This window comes from Cytobacillus spongiae, assembly GCF_021390075.1.
In genome coordinates this window covers 506,422-522,962 of sequence record NZ_CP089998.1, presented here as the reverse complement: position 1 = coordinate 522,962, position 16,541 = coordinate 506,422, and the positions used below count along the sequence as shown (strand labels likewise).

Sequence of the window (16,541 nt, the reverse complement as noted above, 5' to 3'; positions counted from 1 at the left end):
ATGGGAGCTTGAGCTCGATGGATGGTATGAATTGGTACAGAGGACAGATAGGGATTGGAGGAATCAAATGTGTACTTTGTTACAGGAGGCTCATTTAATGGAAAGAGCAGGTGGGTGAAAACGCATTTCAATCTTTCGAAAGCGGATACAACCTGGCTCTCTTTGTTTGAGGGAAACATTCATCAATTGAATGAATGGAATGTATCCAAACCTTTCATAGTGATTGAGGGGCTTGAATATGGTGTTCGGTCATCGCTGTTAATGAACGAGCCAGACTTTAGACAATCTTTTTCAATGATGCTGGATTCATTAAGTCGATGGGAAGAAGAACATTATGAGAGGAAAATAATCTGGATAGGTTCTGAAATCGGGAAAGGAATCGTTCCCATGGATAAGTTCTCCAGGGGTTGGAGAGATATGACAGGGTGGGTATATCAAGACCTTGCGGCGATGTGTCAACAGGTATGGGCGGTTTGGTACGGCCTGGCAACACCACTTAAAGGATAAAGGAGAAGGTTACTATGCAGCTTTACACAAGAACTGGTGATAAAGGTCAAACGAGTTTAATCGGTGGAAGAGTAGACAAAGATGATATACGGGTTGAAGCATATGGAACATTGGATGAAGTCAATGCATTTGTCGGGCAGGCTATGTCAGAACTGGGTGAAGAGCACTTTCAGGATATTGTAGAGGATCTGGAGTCGATACAGCATGAGTTATTCGACTGTGGTGGGGATCTATCTAACATTTCTAAACACAGACAACTTAAATTACAATCCCGATCGGTCCAGGTATTGGAAGAGAAAATTGATCGTTTTACGAATGAAGCGCCACCCCTTGAAAGGTTCATCCTACCTGGAGGTGTGAAAGCTTCATCTAGTATTCACATAGCAAGGACGATTACAAGAAGGGCAGAGAGAAAAATGGTTACTCTTGCAAAAATGGACGGGGAATTTCCGGTTGTGACATTACAATATATCAATAGACTATCCGATTACTTTTTTGCGTTGGCACGTGTGATCAATCATCGCAGTCATGTAAAGGACGTGGAATACATTCGAAGCGGTGCCGTCTTTACATCACGTAAAGTGCAGAAGAAGAATGAAGAGTAACCTTAAGATTCTACTGCTGCTTTCGTTGTTCATGGCGTTTTCCGCAATTGGTGGAATGGTGAAGTTCCCAGCTGTGATCGGTACGGTCGCTCTGGATAGTATGCCTGCACTATTGATTGCCTCCCTATACAATGGAAGATGGGGGGCAATCGTAGCAGTGGGGGGACACCTTCTGTCAAGCTTATATGCTGGTTTCCCATTGGGGCCCTTTCATCTGTTGATAGGGATTGAAATAGGAATATTTGTCTGGCTATTTGGTATTGTTTTTTCAACCGGGAGACGAATACTTGCTGCCACACTGTTTTTAATAGGGAATGGTGTAGTGGCAGGGATTCCTTTCGTCTTTATACTGAGCCCATCATTTTATTATACAATCGTCCCATCTTTATTAGTAGCATCCTTTATTAACCTGACCCTCGCCCATTTTCTATATCCCCCTCTTGTGAAGAGGGTTCCAACAGAGGCCAGCATATGATTCAGCATCGCGATGTCATTCCTCTCTCGATCTCAGACGAAGAAGAGTTGATTCTCGCGTCTGACTGCAGTGGTGGGATTGGTATGAAAGAGGCAGATGGTGTCACTGCCGATCCTGAAACTGTAGGATATTATTGCTTCCGGGTGGCTGTCATGGAATGTCTGTCTGTGGGCGCACAGTTGCAGGCTGTTCAACTATTGAACTTTACTAGTGAGGATGCTTGGGAAGAGTATACGAGAGGTGTGAAAAAAGGCTTGATGGAATTGGGCTTGGATGGCATCCCTATTACCGGGAGCTCAGAGTCGAATATGATCCTTCATCAATCAGCTATTGGCATTACATGTATCGGAAAGAGAAAAAAGCTTCGGCATTCCTTCCCAACGGCAGCAGATCTGGCATATGCACTGATCGGAACACCTCTTGTAGGAGATGAGGTAATAATGCAACATACGTCAGTTGCTCCACTTTCCTTATTTATGAGGTGTGTTCATCACTCTTCCGTCATAGATATTCTTCCTGTTGGCTCTAAGGGAGTTTTTCGAGAGCTTTCTCTATTAATAGAGAAACCTGTAAGGAGGGAGGACATCACTTCCTCGCTTAATTTAGACAAATCCGGCGGCCCGGCTACTTCCTTTATCATTTCGTACAACAAAGAAGATGAGATAGATGTGAAAAAGTTCGCCATCCCATTTTTCCATCCACTTCATTTGCCATATTAAATAAGAACAAATCAATACTTTTATGGATAATTGTGATAAAATGAATGTTCAAATAGGATGGAGAAATGTGTCAGTATATCCAAGATTCTGTGATTGTCAATTTTATTCGGATAGAGTACCATTTCGCTATCATCATTGATTCATGAATGTCATAAAAGAAGGTGAAAGAATGGATTCACGTATAAATCGCAAAGCGAAAAAGAAAAAACGCGGAAAAAAAGTGATTTTGGTATTATTGTTACTCATTTTAAGTTTGCTTGGATATTCTGCGTATCAATTTTATAGCGGATATAAAATGGCTGGAGACGACCAGCTTCAACAAGAATATACATTCAACGGTGTGAAGGATAAAAATGGAAAGGTCAACGTATTATTACTGGGTGTCGATAGCAGAGGCGAGGAGAAATCCAGAACAGACACGATGATGCTTGCACAAATAGATCCTAAAACAAATGAAACCAAACTTGTTTCTTTTATGAGAGATATATATGTAGAGATACCTGGATATCAAAATTATAAGCTTAATACAGCTTTTTATCTTGGTGGACCCGAACTGCTTAGAAAGACAATCAAACAAAACTTTGATATAGATATTCAATATTTTATGGTTGTGGATTTCAAAGGCTTTGAACAATCCGTAGATGTTCTTGCACCTGAAGGGATAGAGATGGATGTGGAGAAGGCCATGTCAGAAAACATCGGTGTTTCCCTTCAGCCTGGTGTTCAAAACTTAAATGGTAAGGAGCTGTTAGGTTATGCACGCTTCCGTGCTGACGCTCAGGGAGACTTTGGACGTGTTGAAAGACAGCAAAAGGTCATAAATGCTCTTAAAGATGAAGTATTATCCATTGGAGGAGTCACGAAGCTTCCTAAAATGGCGGGCTCCATTCAACCCTATATCCAGACCAACATGAGTAAGTTTGATCAAATATCCCTTGCGAAAGATATCCTGTTGAGTAATAGCAGTGATATGGACAAGCTCACTGTCCCGGTGGAAGGGTCATACGGATTTAACAGCTACAGCGGAGTGGGTTCCGTCCTTGAGATTGACTTTGAGGAAAACATCCAGGTTTTAAACGATTTTCTGAATGGTAAGAGTTCCGAATGATTTCATTGCATAAAGAGTAAGAGTCCGACAAGCAGCGAATGCTTGTCGGACTTTTTTTATGATGGAACATGGGCAACTGTTCCCCCTTAGTGACACTGGATTTCTGAAAGATATCCGGTGTGGGGACATCCGTGGTTCAAATGTAAAAATTCTGATTATAGGCTTTCTCAGCCAATCTAGAGCCTTAAGAAGGAATCTGAATAACATAAATAGCAATGATAGCGCTTCCACTATCTATTTCGCCTGATTCCTTACTACTTCCTTTATTGCCCTTGATATCATTTACCAGCATGTTACGATTATAAGCGTTGTGAACAAAACGCATGTCAAACAAAGGTTTTTGACACAGGATTAAAGATCGACACACATGTAGTTAAACCCTTTATATTAATATGAAAAATATGAAACTTATTAATGAATGAACGATTAAAAACAAAAAGGTAAAAGTGATGTTCATAAGATTATCTAGATGGATTGGGAGTGGATTTGATTGTTAAAAGATAAAACGATTGCTTTTTTAGGTGCAGGAAATATGGCGGAAGCCATGATTTCGGGGACAGTCCAAAGCGGGAAAATCCCAGCTGGCCAAATAATTGTTTCTAACAGGAGCAATCATGAAAGACTTCATGAAATGAAATCGAAATACGGTATCTCAGCTTTAACAAAAAATGATCTACCCTTTGATGAAATAGATATCCTTATCCTGGCCATGAAGCCTAAAGATATCGATAAGGCATTGGATTCAATCAATCATCTTGTAAGAAAAGATACAGTCATTATGTCGGTTCTGGCAGGAATCACCACTTCCCATATGGAAGAGCAATTGCCAGCCGGTCAGCCTGTTATCAGGGTCATGCCCAATACTTCAAGTATGCTGAAAGAATCGGCTACTGCTATAAGTGCAGGACGGTTTACCTCAAGGGAAGACATGGAGAATGCTGAAGAGTTATTATCGAGTATTGGTGAAGTGTTCGTGATTAATGAAAGCCAAATGGACATTTTCACTGGAATCGCTGGAAGCGGTCCTGCTTACTTCTATTATTTAATGGAACATATAGAAAAAACAGGCGCAGAAGCCGGATTAGATCCTGCATTAGCTCGTAAGATCGGGGCTCAGACCATATTTGGAGCAGCGAAAATGATGCTGGAACGAGAAGAATCACCAACTCAACTAAGAAAAAATGTAACGTCCCCAAATGGTACTACAGCTGCTGGACTCGATGCACTGGCAGAGTTCGGCGGAGGTAAGGCTATCTCTGAAGCTGTCAAGGGAGCAGAAAAACGATCCAAGGAAATCAGCTCTTCCTTACAGTCCAAACAATTAGTCACAAGCTAATACACACATCGATTTAAAAACACCTCAACTAAACAATACCAAACCTGCAAGAAATTTAAGTCCGTCCCTTGATAAAGAAAGAGGGACGAGGGACGGACCTTTTTACTAGGAGTGATTGAATGTCCCAAAATAATCAGAAGAAACGTATCGTCATTAAGATTGGAAGCAGTTCATTAACAAGTTTACATGGAGAGATGAGTCGCCGAAAGCTTGAGCGCCTGGTTGATGAAGTAGTCCGTTTAAAGGATGACGGCCATGAAGTACTACTGGTTTCATCAGGGGCCGTGGCTGCCGGCTATCGTAAACTGGGTTGCTTGACACGTCCAAGCTCCCTGCCAGAGAAGCAGGCAGCTGCAGCTATCGGTCAAGGACTATTGATTGAAGCATATTCCGATCTGTTAATCTCAAACGGATACGTAGCTTCACAAATTCTCATCACTCGTAGTGATTTTTCAGATGAAGACCGATACAACAATGCAAGAAACACCATTAATGTCCTTCTTGAAAGAGGAATCATTCCAATTGTAAATGAAAATGATACAGTAACAATTGACCGACTGAAATTTGGAGATAATGATACCCTTTCTGCAAAAGTTGCTGCATTGGTGGATGCTGATCAACTCATCATTCTGTCTGATATCGATGGTTTATATGATTCGGATCCAAGGAAAAATCCAGATGCTAAACTGCTGGAATGTGTAACGGAGATTACCGAAGAGATCGAAGATATGGCAGGGGAACCGGGAAGTGCCGTTGGAACCGGTGGGATGAGGTCTAAGATCGATGCATTCAAGATTACGATGGCCTCAGGCATCCCCGCATTTCTTGGGAAGTCAGGAAACAGCAATATTATTTATGACGCTGTTCAACATACAGCCAAAGGGACCTACTTTGAATCCGAAGAAGATTCCGTTAATCTTGATTCGAAAAAGCAGTGGATCGCATTCAATTCAGGCCCAGAAGGTGAAATCACCATTGATGCAAGTGCGAAAGAACGTATTTTAGAACAAAAGGAAAGCCTGACGATAGAAGACATCTATGCAGTAAATGGTCGATTCGATAAAGGTGCGGTTGTAAGAATTCTTGATCATCAAAACGAAGAAATCGGGTTGGGCATGGTCAATTTCCGCTCTGGGAACCTCAAAAATCCAACTAACATTAAGTCCGATCAAATTGCAGTTGAAATTGATCACTTAGTGTGCCACGTAGAAGTTCCGATTCCAGTAGGTGTATAATACAAGAAATTTTCTTTTTTGTATCATTCCGTTCAAGGATGAATGGTAAATATATTCGATAAAAGGTTTGAAAACGTCGATTTTGACTTTGAAAATAATCAGGAGGTATTTGATGACTTTAACTATTGAGAAAACTGATGTGAAAAAGCAAGCAATACTAGCCAAGAATGCGGCAAGAACTCTAAGTATGCTGACGACGGCTCAAAAAAATAAGGCTCTTCATATCCTTGCCGATCATTTAGAAGGAAATTATGAATATATTCTGGAGCAAAATGAAAAAGACCTTGAAAGAGGCCGGGGAAAAGGTTTTGAAGCAGCATTTATGGATCGATTGTCCTTAAGTAAAGAACGGATTAAGGATTTTGCAGATGGTCTGCGTCAAGTGGCTGAATTAGATGATCCTACCGGAAAAATCGTATCTGATTGGACTCTTGAGAATCAACTTCAAGTGCAAAAAGTGACGGTTCCACTTGGTGTCATTGGTATGATCTATGAAGCCCGCCCGAATGTAACGGTTGATGCAACAGGGTTGGCTCTGAAATCAGGAAATGCCATTGTCTTAAAAGGTGGTTCAAATGCCATTACATCCAACAAAGCCATTGTTGACGTCATGCATGAAGCATTGGAAAAGACAGATATCCCGAAAGAAGCAGTACAATTTATCAATACGACAGACAGGGAAGCAACAAGTCAACTATTTACTATGAAAGAGTATATCGATGTCTTAATCCCGAGGGGTGGTGGGGCATTGATCAATGCAGTTGTCAATCATGCGACTGTACCGGTACTGGAGACGGGAGTAGGCAACTGTCATATATATATTGACAAAGAGGCACAGGTGGAAAAAGCACTGAATATCCTCATCAATGCCAAGACAGACCGCCCAGCTGTATGTAATGCTGCTGAAACGGTTATTCTTCATGAAGACTGGTTTAATGAAAATAAGCATGCTTTTGTCGAAAAGCTTAAAGAGTTCAACGTGTCCATTCATGGAGATGCAAGTGTAGTTGAAGCCATACAAGACGCGAAGCTTGCTGGAGAAGAGGACTGGGCAAATGAATATCTCAGTCTGGATATTGCTGTGAAAGTAGTTTCTTCATTGGATGAAGCTGTTGATCATATTGAACAATACGGTACAAAGCACTCTGAAGCCATTGTGACAGAAAACCATGACACGGCGAAAAAATTCATGATGCTTGTGGATGCTGCCGCTCTATATCATAATGCGTCTACCCGTTTTACGGATGGTGGAGCATTAGGATTCGGAGCTGAGATTGGTATTTCCACCCAGAAATTGCATGCGAGAGGACCGATGGGCCTACCTTCATTAACAACCATCAAATATATGATGCACGGAACAGGCCAAACGAGATAATATTATTAATAAACGCTTGAGGAAGGGTACCGACCCCCGAAAGTTAGAGTTAAAAATCTAACTTTCGGGGGTAAGGACCAAGTCCTCAAGCGTTTTTTTCGTACCATTTATGGTCCGGGATGTATTTCTTCCCCAATAAATTCTTTCAATCCCCGAATGGTGTGAACTTCCTGCTTATAACAGATTTTCAATAGTTTTTCAAAAATTTCTGCTGTCATGATGGCATCATTCAGAGCATGATGCCTAGCCCTATGGTCAATGTCGAACATCTTTACAAGCACGTCCAAATAACAATCATCCTTGCCCATTAATCCATTGGCAAGTGAAAAAGAGTCTACATACTCAGGGTTAAATGAAGACAGCTGCCATTTGTCGATCCGCTTTTGAAGAAAGTTAATATCAAAACTCGCAGGATGGGCAACAAGGATCGTTCCTTTACTGAATTCTAAAAAGCGCTCCAGTCCAACCGGAAGGGTAACTCCATTCATAAAGTCTTTGCGCCTAAGGCCCGTAAACCGCTTCGTATGTCCGGAAACAGTTTGAAGGGGGTCGATCACCTGATAGAATGTGTCCTGACTCTGAACCTCTCCTTCTTTAACCTTGATTGCACCAATGGAGATGATTTCATCTCCGACCTCTGGAAAAAAGCCGGTTGTCTCTAAATCAAAGATGGTAAAGGTACAATCAAACAAATGTTTTTGTTGAAGTGTTGGTTTTTCCTCTTCGAATTCCTTAAGTGTCCGGGATAATTTATGATACGAGAGTTTCTCTTTTTCTTTTTTAACCTGGAAGCGAAAAATGAATTGCTGCCATAAGTAATATTTCAAAATGCGGTACCCCACATTGATTCCAATATTATTCATCAAACCACCCGGTTCCTGTTAAAACTGATTTCCATCACCTGCTGAAGTCGGTTCGCGATTTGTATGGATTCCTTTAACTTTTGACGATCCTCTTTCGAAAGGGTGCGCACATCAATATCGTTCGTTAAGGGCTTTCCTTCTTTCAGTTCAAGAAGGTTCTGTTTTGTCCTGAGAGTGAGGAGAATATGCATGGCTGTTTTCACATTTTCAGCATCTCTTGGATGGAAGGCCTGCATCTTCTTTAATGCCTGGACCCTCTTAATGGTATTGACTTCCTTGATTCCGTACTTCACGGAATGGATTCGAATCATATTGACGATTTGAAGGAGTCCCGATTTTTTAATATTGAACAAATGATTCCTTGGTTTTAGATTTACCCGTCCGAGTGGACCGACAGGGAGTTTGAAACGTAGGGCGTCTTTTCTTAATAACTGTTGCATATTAAGGGACCGTTTCGATTTTTCCGCTAAATACGACCTGATTTCTTCAGCAATGGAGTAATCTCCATAAATAGGACGGAAATCATAAAACATGGTGATGTTTTGTACCTCCTGGGCATCCATTTCATAAAGCCACTCATCGATTGCTTTTTTCCAATCTGTATAGGATCGTTTCCATTTCTGCTCTTTGGCCATGATTCCCCCTGTGCATTCTGGAAAACCGCATGCTGAAAGCTTATAATTCAGTTTTTCTGTAAATGCCTGGAAATAGGCGTCGACTCTATTAAGGTCTGACAAGTGATTATAATCATCGAGTATGATGCCATTATCCTGATCGGTATGGAAGCCTTGTTCACTTCTACCTTGACTGCCCATAACGATGAAGCAATAATTGATGGGAGCGGAACCAAGGCCTTCCTGGCGCATTTCTCTTTCCGTCAGTTGAATGATCTTGCGATGAAGGCGATCATTATAGTTTGATATCACTTCACAAATATCGTAGCCGAAACTATCCTGCAGGAGCAGATCGTGGATGAACTGTTGAAAGGTGATGCTTTTCACCGTGGCAAGCTCTACGAGTTCATCGTTGCTAACAGCCTTTTGAATCCGGTAAGACAGGTCCAGATAATTGGAGTCCTGAATGTTAAGAAACGATGTACTGGTGAGAACGCCCACAACCACATCATTTCGGATGATCGGTACGAAATCCACCTCTTCATGTTTAAAGTAAGAAAGTGCTTCATAGGCAAAGGATTCATCACGGATCCAAAAAGGTTTTTTCTTCATCCAGTCCTTGACTGACTCACTGAAACTGGGATTTCCAACATAAGAAAGGATTTCTCGCTGAGTAAGAATGCCGTGCATTTTATTCTTATGATCGACTACGACTAGACCATATGTATCTTCTTCCTTCATTTTCTTTGCTGCATCAAGAACCGTTGCATCCTCATGGATGAAAGTGGGGCGATCCATTAATGTATGGACCTTGGTACGAAACAGACTGATGTTTTCGTCGTCCTTATCAGTGGCAGATTTCGATTTGATTTCATCGTACAGTGTTTTCATCCGATTTCCGATGCTTTCGAAGATGATCTTTGAGAAGTCATTATTCTTGGTCATAATCTCCAATAGTCGATCTTTTCGGATTCGGAATACTGTGCAATCTTCCATTGCCTGTACGGAGAAAGTCATTTCCCCGCTTGTAAGCATAATCATGATTCCGATCAAGTCCCCAGGGTAATAGAACCTTAGGGAATATTGCTTCCCGCTGGAACGATGCAGTACATTTTTCGCAAGTCCCGACACAAGGAAATAAATATCAAGTTCTTCTACTGTTTCATCTTCATGAAAAAGGAATTCACCCTTTTTGAAGGTTGTGTATTTAGAACCGGAAATAACGTAATCCAATTGTTCAGTGGTGAGTACATCGAAGGGATAGTGATCCCGTATAATTTGTAACAATTCCTGCTGGTTCATCCAATACCTCCCGTGCTCATTCGTCCCATAGTACTTTATCATAGAATTCCCCATATTGAAAACGGTCAAACAGGCATTGCTGTTACATGAACATCTTATTAAGGCTGTAGTATTTCAGAGTCTCCTGCGCTTCAATGTAGCACCCTTTTTTCGTCAGAATGGGATTAGGAAAGAGCCTCATGGATATCCATGAGGCTCCTGAAAGACTTACTGATTTGAGATGATGAATTCGGCAGCTTCCAATAAATTGAGAAATGTGTGATCGGCATTGTTTGAAGGAGGGGAAGAGGCTCCCAATAAGATAGTCAAGCATCCAGCTTTGCGGCCGGCTTCAATATCAACCTCTCGGTCACCTATCATATAGGAATGGTGGAAATCCACATCATATTTTTCGGCCAGGTTTAAAAGCATACCCGCTTCAGGCTTTCTGCATTCACACCCCTCATGTGGTTTGTGCGTGCAGGAGGAAACTTCCTGAATGAAACCGCCGGCTCTTTGAATTTCGTTCACCATATGATCGTGAATGGATTGGAGTTGTGCGTGTGAAAGATACCCTAATCCGACTCCACCCTGATTGGTAACGATGAATAATAGATATCCGGAATCACTCAGTAATTTAATGGCTTCCAGAGCACCATCCAGGAAATAAAATTGATCAGGTCGATTAACGAATGTCACTCTCTTCGTTTTTACCTCATTGATTACTCCGTCACGGTCAAGAAAAATAGCTTTTTTCATCAATAAACCTCCTTATTCGATATATTTCACCAATCATCATAAGTGTATGTCGTATTATGCGGTTTCCGAGGAAATAATGACAGATTATTCTGTCATTTATAGAAAGGATCACAGTATTGAATGATCTTACTGATTTGACAGGAGGGACGGACCTTTCAAAGGTCCGTCGTCCCCCCACAGTTATCACTTTTTAATAAAGGCGACTTTAAGGTAATCACTTTGTTTGTATTGAGTGATGGTTTTAAAGTCTTCTGGAAGGGTGTATTCTTCTACTATTTTGTATTTTCCATTGGATTCTTTAAAGGCAGTGTCAATAAAGTTCTTGAACTTCTTCATATTGAAGGTACTGCAATTAGTGGATGCCACAATGACTCCGTTCTTTTCAGTGATGGCAATGGCTTCTTTCAATAAATCTTTATAATCCTTTGCAGCACTGAACGTATGTTTCTTGGATCGGGCAAAGCTGGGTGGATCAAGGATCACAAGGTCAAAGGTAAGTTCCTTCTTCACTGCATACTTAAAGTATTTAAAAACATCTTCGACTATGATATTTTGTGCTTCGTAATCGATGCCGTTAATACTGAATTGTTCAATTGTTTTACTTAAACTGCGATTAGCAAGGTCCACACTTGTAGTCTCGACTGCACCGCCAAGGGCAGCGAAAACAGAGAATGCTCCAGTGTAAGAGAAAGTATTCAAAACACGTTTCCCTTCAGAATAAGAGTCCCTGATCCGTTTTCGTACTTCGCGCTGATCAAGGAATACACCCACCATTGCCCCGTCGTTTAAATAGACCGCAAATTGCACGCCATTTTCTTTGACAAGGAGGGGAAATGTAGGCCGGGTTCCTTCGACGAAATCATCTTCTTCCACATATTTGCCTTCCTGTGCAAAACGTTTCTTCTGATAGATCCCTTTGTAGTCTGTTAATTCCTTTAACGATTGCAGGAAATCTTCCTTAAAGGAGTATGCCCCTTTTGAATACCATTGAACGAGGTAATAACCGTCAAAGTAATCAATGGTGATGCCCCCAAATCCGTCTCCTTCTCCATTAAAAAGCCGAAACGCAGTTGTATCTTCATCATAAAAGAAGTGAAGGCGTTGATTAATGGCAGTTTGAAGTTTTCTGTAGATAAAGTCCTTATCGATTGCTTCTTGTTCCTTAAAGCTGAAGAGCCAGCCGATTCCTTTGTTCTGTATGCCGAAATACCCTTTTCCGATAAAATCATTTTTATCGTCGACAAGCTTCAAAATGTCTCCTTCTTGTAATTGGTCAATAGGTGTTGTCACATTTTCTTTACTAAGGAGGGGGAGCCCTTTTCGGAATTGTTGTATGTATTTAGGGTTTGCCTTAATGATTCGTTCTTTTGTCAATTTACTCATCCTCATCCTCAGGTATAGTCTTGTGTAGTATAGAACGTATAGGAAGTTTACGCAACTACACAATAAATCCCCACACAGATTTGGATGCGTCTGAGTAGGGACGAGGGTCATTTACCCCATAAATAATCACCAACAAGCCGGTCTACCTTTATCGTTTCGTGTAGACCGCTATGGGAAATGGATGGATCGTATACAATCCTCGATTGAAAGTGGTTTTTTTCGAAAAGTGATTGACTGGCTACAGCACTTTGAACATTTACCACATCATCACCAGAACCTGCAATGGATAATACCTGTATATGAGAAGGTATGAAATGACGGTTCCTATACAATTCCTTCAAAGCGCGTGAGTCAGGCTTCAAGTCGATCACGGCCGCGCCTGTATTGATTTGATCATAAGATTCCTTCGTCACTCCCTGGAAGGGGGTGGCAATCGAAATGAATTTATGTGTTTTAGGTACAAAGGAATGATCTTTCGTATTTTCAAAGTATTTCGCAGTGGCAAGACCTCCCATAGAGTGCCCAATGATGTTCACTGTTGATATGTCAAATTGATGATGTAATAGCTTCATGGCATTTTCAAGCCAGATTGCCTGCTTTTCCAATGAAGCACGATTATCTTCAAATACGACTTGAACGAGTGGGGGAGAAGCAGGGGTTGTGGATAAGAATCCTTTATAGTCCACACTCCCATTCTCAGACACATAGATCTCCAACGTTTTTTGGCCCCAGCCATGCTCGTCTTCAAATCGTGCCAACATCGTCCGGAAGGAATTATAGGTACCTTTGTATCCGTGTACAAAGACGGTAGGGTATTTTTCTTCAGCGGTTAACGGCTTTTCACTGGACTGTACATTCGTCGTCCGGAAAATGATATATATAGTAAAGAAAGTGAGAATGATGCCACTCCATAAAAAATGATGTTTATGATTGATTGACAAGAAAATCTCTCCTTATTAAAAGCTATGCTTCTATTGTAAATGAATCGTAAAGTATTGAATATGTTAAAAAAGAAATTTATTTGTCATATTAAATGTAATTTTTTCCATTTAAAGAATCCTTCGGTCTGTGTAAGAAAATTTTCTTTCAATAAAAAAAGACTTAAATGAAATCATTTAAGCCTTCGGGATTATTCTTCCTTAGGTTTTCAGTTTTTAACCCAATCACCGGATTTAAATATGGGTTCGATGGTACCATCTTCCTTCTCGCCGTCAATGTCCAACTGATCCGATCCTATCATGAAATCGACATGAATCATGCTTTCATTAAATCCAATTTCCCTAAGTTGTTCAGTCGTCATCGTTTTACCATCTTTTACACACACAGGTAAAGCCCTTCCGAGAGCAATATGACATGAAGCATTTTCATCGAAAAGTGTGTTGTTGAAAATGATGTTTGTGTTAGAGATAGGTGAATGATGTGGAACCAACGCTACCTCACCTAAATAGGAGGAGCCCTCATCTGTTTCCAGGAGATTCTTCAGGGTTTCATAACCTTCCTCAGCTGAAAATTCCACCACTTTACCGTTTTTAAACGTCAGTGAGAAGTCTTTAATCAATGTCCCACTGTAGTTTAGCGGTTTTGTGCTTGAAACAGTTCCATTTACACCATATTTTTCAGGAATGGTAAACACTTCTTCTGTAGGAAGATTCGGGACAAATGGAGTTCCTTGATCATTCACGAACTGCGCACTGATCCATTTGGTTTGTGGATGGAATTCAATGGTAAGATCGGTTCCAGGACCTTTGTAATGAAGCTTTTTGTAATTTCTCTCATTTAAATGATTCGCGTTTTTATTCAACTCACTAATATGAGATTCCCATAGTGAAACGGTGTTCTCTTTGTCTGTTCTCGTTGTGTAGAATATATTTTCCCATAATTTATCGATTGCTTCATCTTGTGACAATTCCGAAAAAACAGTTCGAGCCCATTCTCCTGTTGGAAATGCAGCTATAAGCCAGCTTATTTTACCCCCTCCGATATATGCGGAAAAGTCCTGCATGGCTTCGGCGGAAGCCTTGTTCAAAATCGAGGCTTTTTTGGGGTCGATATCCTTTAATAACGCAGGATTCGGTGCTACTAAATTTAAGAGCGCTACGTTGTTCTCCGCCATTTCGATATAGCCTTTTGCTTTCCAGTGTGGGAATGCCTTCAATCCTTCTTCAGGAGATTTTTCTAAACGGATTTTCTTTAACTCTTCATCGTAGAAATCGGTTAAAACATTCAATGCTCCCTCTTCATATGCCTTTTCGGTTACAAGACGAACAAATTTATACGCTCTAATGGGTGCAGAAATCAGCAGTTCCTGATTCTTTTGGAGGTTCAGTCCAACCTTTATAATTAGGTCTGCATACCTTTCTAAATTTTGTTCAAATGATGGATTCATTTTTATTCCCCCTTAATATGTATTCAACCATAACTATATCTCTTTATTCAGAAAATTTCATGTAAATATTTATTGCTATTAAGTGATATTGTGTTTAAAACGGTGTCCCGTAATGGTTATCAGCCTATTAGGGAAGAGGATCTCACGGTGGTCGTAGGGACTTTTCCTTTAAGGATCGTAGGCAGAAAGTTCATTTCACAGATGGGAGTGGAAAGGGATGTCATCTTGATTGGAACAGAGTCATTCCTCCTTACAGTGATACACCTAATAAGCTTACATGAATAGAAGAGGACCGTTCCTACAAAGGGCCGGTCCCGGTTTGTATTATAATTTACTTGAGAATGGTGGGAACTCTTCTTCGTTGCCATTGATTACGACAATTCCCGAAAGGGCCAAGGCAGTAATACTTGTGATCAGCATTAGTTTTTTCAATGTATTCATCCTTTCACCTCCTATAAACGTAACATTTCTTCATAAATGACATTTGCTTCATTTAGGTGAAATGCAGCAGATTTATATCTTCTAACCCCCTGGTAGTACTGACCAAGAAATTTAGAATACTCAGCATATAATAAATGAGACCCGTTCTTCTTAAAGAAGGGTAGGGTATGTTCTTTCATAAAGGCTTCAAAACCTTCCGGGTATTCATTCAATGCGTATTGATAATAGGACAATTGATAGAATTTCTCAGGGAACTTTTCTTTAGAACAAAGCGCAAGTCCTTTTGGTAACCAGTATCTCACTTCTGGAAAATGTTTTTTCTTGTAATATTCCTTGACCAGGGAGAGAATGGAAAATAATTTGCCTTCCTCATTTGAATCTTTCAATTCGATACTACGCAAATAATGTTTGATGGCTTCATCACTTTTGTTCATGCATGAATATAAATATCCCAGATTCTGCTCCACCTTTGAATGTAAAGAGGTATAGTTTATGGAATGTGAGATGAAGTTCGCCCATTCATAATGCTTCTTCGCCTCTTCGTTATACCGTATTCGCCGGTAGGTAATCCCTAAAATCAAATGGACTTCAGCGCATCTTTTTTGATAGTAGACCCCCTGGAAAATAGATAGTGACTTTTCACCATAAAAGATGGCAAATCGGTACTTACCTAAACGAGTCAAAACCAAACTGAATAGATAATATAAATCTGCCCGTTCCTCCTCGTTGATCACATTTCCCAGAACATAGAAAGATTCGGCTTCTTTTAATTCTAACTGGGCTTTCTCATATTCATGCACTAAGTAATAGTAGTTGCCTTTATATTTGTGAAAGTAGAATTTCAGCTTATCTGACAACTCTTTATAATGTGGGTGGATCTGCAACATTTGATCCAATGCTCTTTGAAAATCCCCTTGGATTAATTGAACTCGAAAGCAGAGAATTTTATAAAATAGATGAGGAATGATATCGTCCGTTTGTTCTAGATCCTTTTTGATAACCTCATTGAGGGCATTTGCTTCTTCTGTGTTATTCCACAACAGGGCATGGTTCCAATCCTCCAGGAGTTTATTCAAGTGGACTGGGGTGTCAAGAAGATTGTTCACACCCAAGCGGTCACAGAGTAACTTAATGATGTCGTTTGAAGGAGTGACTTGATTGTTTTCCAGTTTGGAAAGATATGATACGGAGATAATCCCTTTTGATAGGTCTTCTTGTGTCAGATTTTTTTTTTGTCTGTGAAAGCGGATTTTAGAACCGATTGTCATAAGAACTTTCTCCTCTAACTCTCTTAAATGACCCATTTTTTTCATGATGGAATATTAAAATAGTAACACATGAAAAGATAAAATGTTTAGAATATTCCTATAATTATATTTTTTATAGGTATTTTGGATTGTGTTTCATTCTCTCAGTTGGAGGATTCATGGATGGCTTTCCTTTGGTATAATAAA

At 40.3% G+C, this 16,541-nt stretch carries 15 protein-coding genes; 8 read left to right on the top strand and 7 right to left on the bottom strand.

The window, feature by feature from the left end:
- Positions 1 to 69 precede the first annotated feature (69 nt).
- The 8 genes from LS684_RS23165 (at position 70) to LS684_RS23130 (ending at position 7,360) form a co-directional block, all read left to right on the top strand.
- Positions 70 to 507: a bifunctional adenosylcobinamide kinase/adenosylcobinamide-phosphate guanylyltransferase gene (locus LS684_RS23165; RefSeq protein WP_225003320.1), complete on the top strand. Its 438-nt coding sequence runs from the start codon at positions 70 to 72 to the stop codon at positions 505 to 507.
- 14 nt (positions 508 to 521) lie between these two features.
- Positions 522 to 1,112: a cob(I)yrinic acid a,c-diamide adenosyltransferase gene (locus tag LS684_RS23160; protein ID WP_233812018.1), complete on the top strand. Its 591-nt coding sequence runs from the start codon at positions 522 to 524 to the stop codon at positions 1,110 to 1,112.
- Positions 1,102 to 1,587 (top strand): ECF transporter S component, encoded by a 486-nt coding sequence (locus tag LS684_RS23155; protein WP_169215060.1) that lies wholly within the window; start codon positions 1,102 to 1,104, stop codon positions 1,585 to 1,587. The genes LS684_RS23160 and LS684_RS23155 overlap by 11 nt, the downstream gene beginning before the upstream one ends.
- Positions 1,584 to 2,306 (top strand): ATP-binding protein, encoded by a 723-nt coding sequence (locus tag LS684_RS23150; RefSeq protein ID WP_169215059.1) that lies wholly within the window; start codon positions 1,584 to 1,586, stop codon positions 2,304 to 2,306. Before LS684_RS23155 ends, LS684_RS23150 begins: the two co-directional genes overlap by 4 nt.
- Before the next feature lie 169 nt (positions 2,307 to 2,475).
- Entirely contained in the window at positions 2,476 to 3,414 is a 939-nt protein-coding gene (locus tag LS684_RS23145; RefSeq protein ID WP_169215058.1) for an LCP family protein, read from the top strand.
- Positions 3,415 to 3,904: 490 nt separating this feature from the next.
- Positions 3,905 to 4,750 (top strand): pyrroline-5-carboxylate reductase, encoded by an 846-nt coding sequence (gene proC / locus LS684_RS23140; RefSeq protein ID WP_169215057.1) that lies wholly within the window; start codon positions 3,905 to 3,907, stop codon positions 4,748 to 4,750.
- Between the two features lie 119 nt (positions 4,751 to 4,869).
- Positions 4,870 to 5,985, top strand: a complete 1,116-nt coding sequence (gene proB / locus LS684_RS23135; RefSeq protein ID WP_169215056.1) for a glutamate 5-kinase — start codon at positions 4,870 to 4,872, stop codon at positions 5,983 to 5,985.
- Between the two features lie 112 nt (positions 5,986 to 6,097).
- A complete protein-coding gene (locus LS684_RS23130; protein ID WP_233812017.1) occupies positions 6,098 to 7,360 on the top strand; it encodes a glutamate-5-semialdehyde dehydrogenase in 1,263 nt (420 codons plus the stop codon).
- A 107-nt stretch (positions 7,361 to 7,467) separates the two neighbouring features.
- On the opposite strand, the gene LS684_RS23125 is transcribed toward LS684_RS23130, so the two are convergent.
- The 7 genes from LS684_RS23125 to LS684_RS23095 all read right to left on the bottom strand — a co-directional run bounded on the left by LS684_RS23125 (position 7,468) and on the right by LS684_RS23095 (position 16,355).
- On the bottom strand, positions 7,468 to 8,223 hold the full coding sequence (locus LS684_RS23125) for a 3'-5' exonuclease (protein WP_233812016.1): 756 nt from the start codon (positions 8,221 to 8,223) through the stop codon (positions 7,468 to 7,470).
- Positions 8,223 to 10,139 carry a DUF294 nucleotidyltransferase-like domain-containing protein gene (locus tag LS684_RS23120; protein WP_169215303.1) on the bottom strand — a complete coding sequence of 639 codons (1,917 nt, stop codon included), beginning with the start codon at positions 10,137 to 10,139 and terminating at the stop codon, positions 8,223 to 8,225. Before LS684_RS23120 ends, LS684_RS23125 begins: the two co-directional genes overlap by 1 nt.
- A 207-nt stretch (positions 10,140 to 10,346) precedes the next feature.
- On the bottom strand, positions 10,347 to 10,877 hold the full coding sequence (locus LS684_RS23115; protein WP_169215053.1) for a D-glycero-alpha-D-manno-heptose-1,7-bisphosphate 7-phosphatase: 531 nt from the start codon (positions 10,875 to 10,877) through the stop codon (positions 10,347 to 10,349).
- A 183-nt stretch (positions 10,878 to 11,060) separates the two neighbouring features.
- A complete protein-coding gene (locus LS684_RS23110) occupies positions 11,061 to 12,251 on the bottom strand; it encodes a class I SAM-dependent rRNA methyltransferase (protein ID WP_233812015.1) in 1,191 nt (396 codons plus the stop codon).
- A gap of 116 nt (positions 12,252 to 12,367) precedes the next feature.
- A complete protein-coding gene (locus LS684_RS23105) occupies positions 12,368 to 13,201 on the bottom strand; it encodes an alpha/beta hydrolase (RefSeq protein WP_233812014.1) in 834 nt (277 codons plus the stop codon).
- 206 nt (positions 13,202 to 13,407) lie between these two features.
- On the bottom strand, positions 13,408 to 14,646 hold the full coding sequence (locus LS684_RS23100) for an aminopeptidase (RefSeq protein ID WP_233812013.1): 1,239 nt from the start codon (positions 14,644 to 14,646) through the stop codon (positions 13,408 to 13,410).
- 452 nt (positions 14,647 to 15,098) lie between these two features.
- Positions 15,099 to 16,355, bottom strand: a complete 1,257-nt coding sequence (locus LS684_RS23095) for a helix-turn-helix transcriptional regulator (RefSeq protein WP_225003315.1) — start codon at positions 16,353 to 16,355, stop codon at positions 15,099 to 15,101.
- Positions 16,356 to 16,541: the final 186 nt, after the last annotated feature.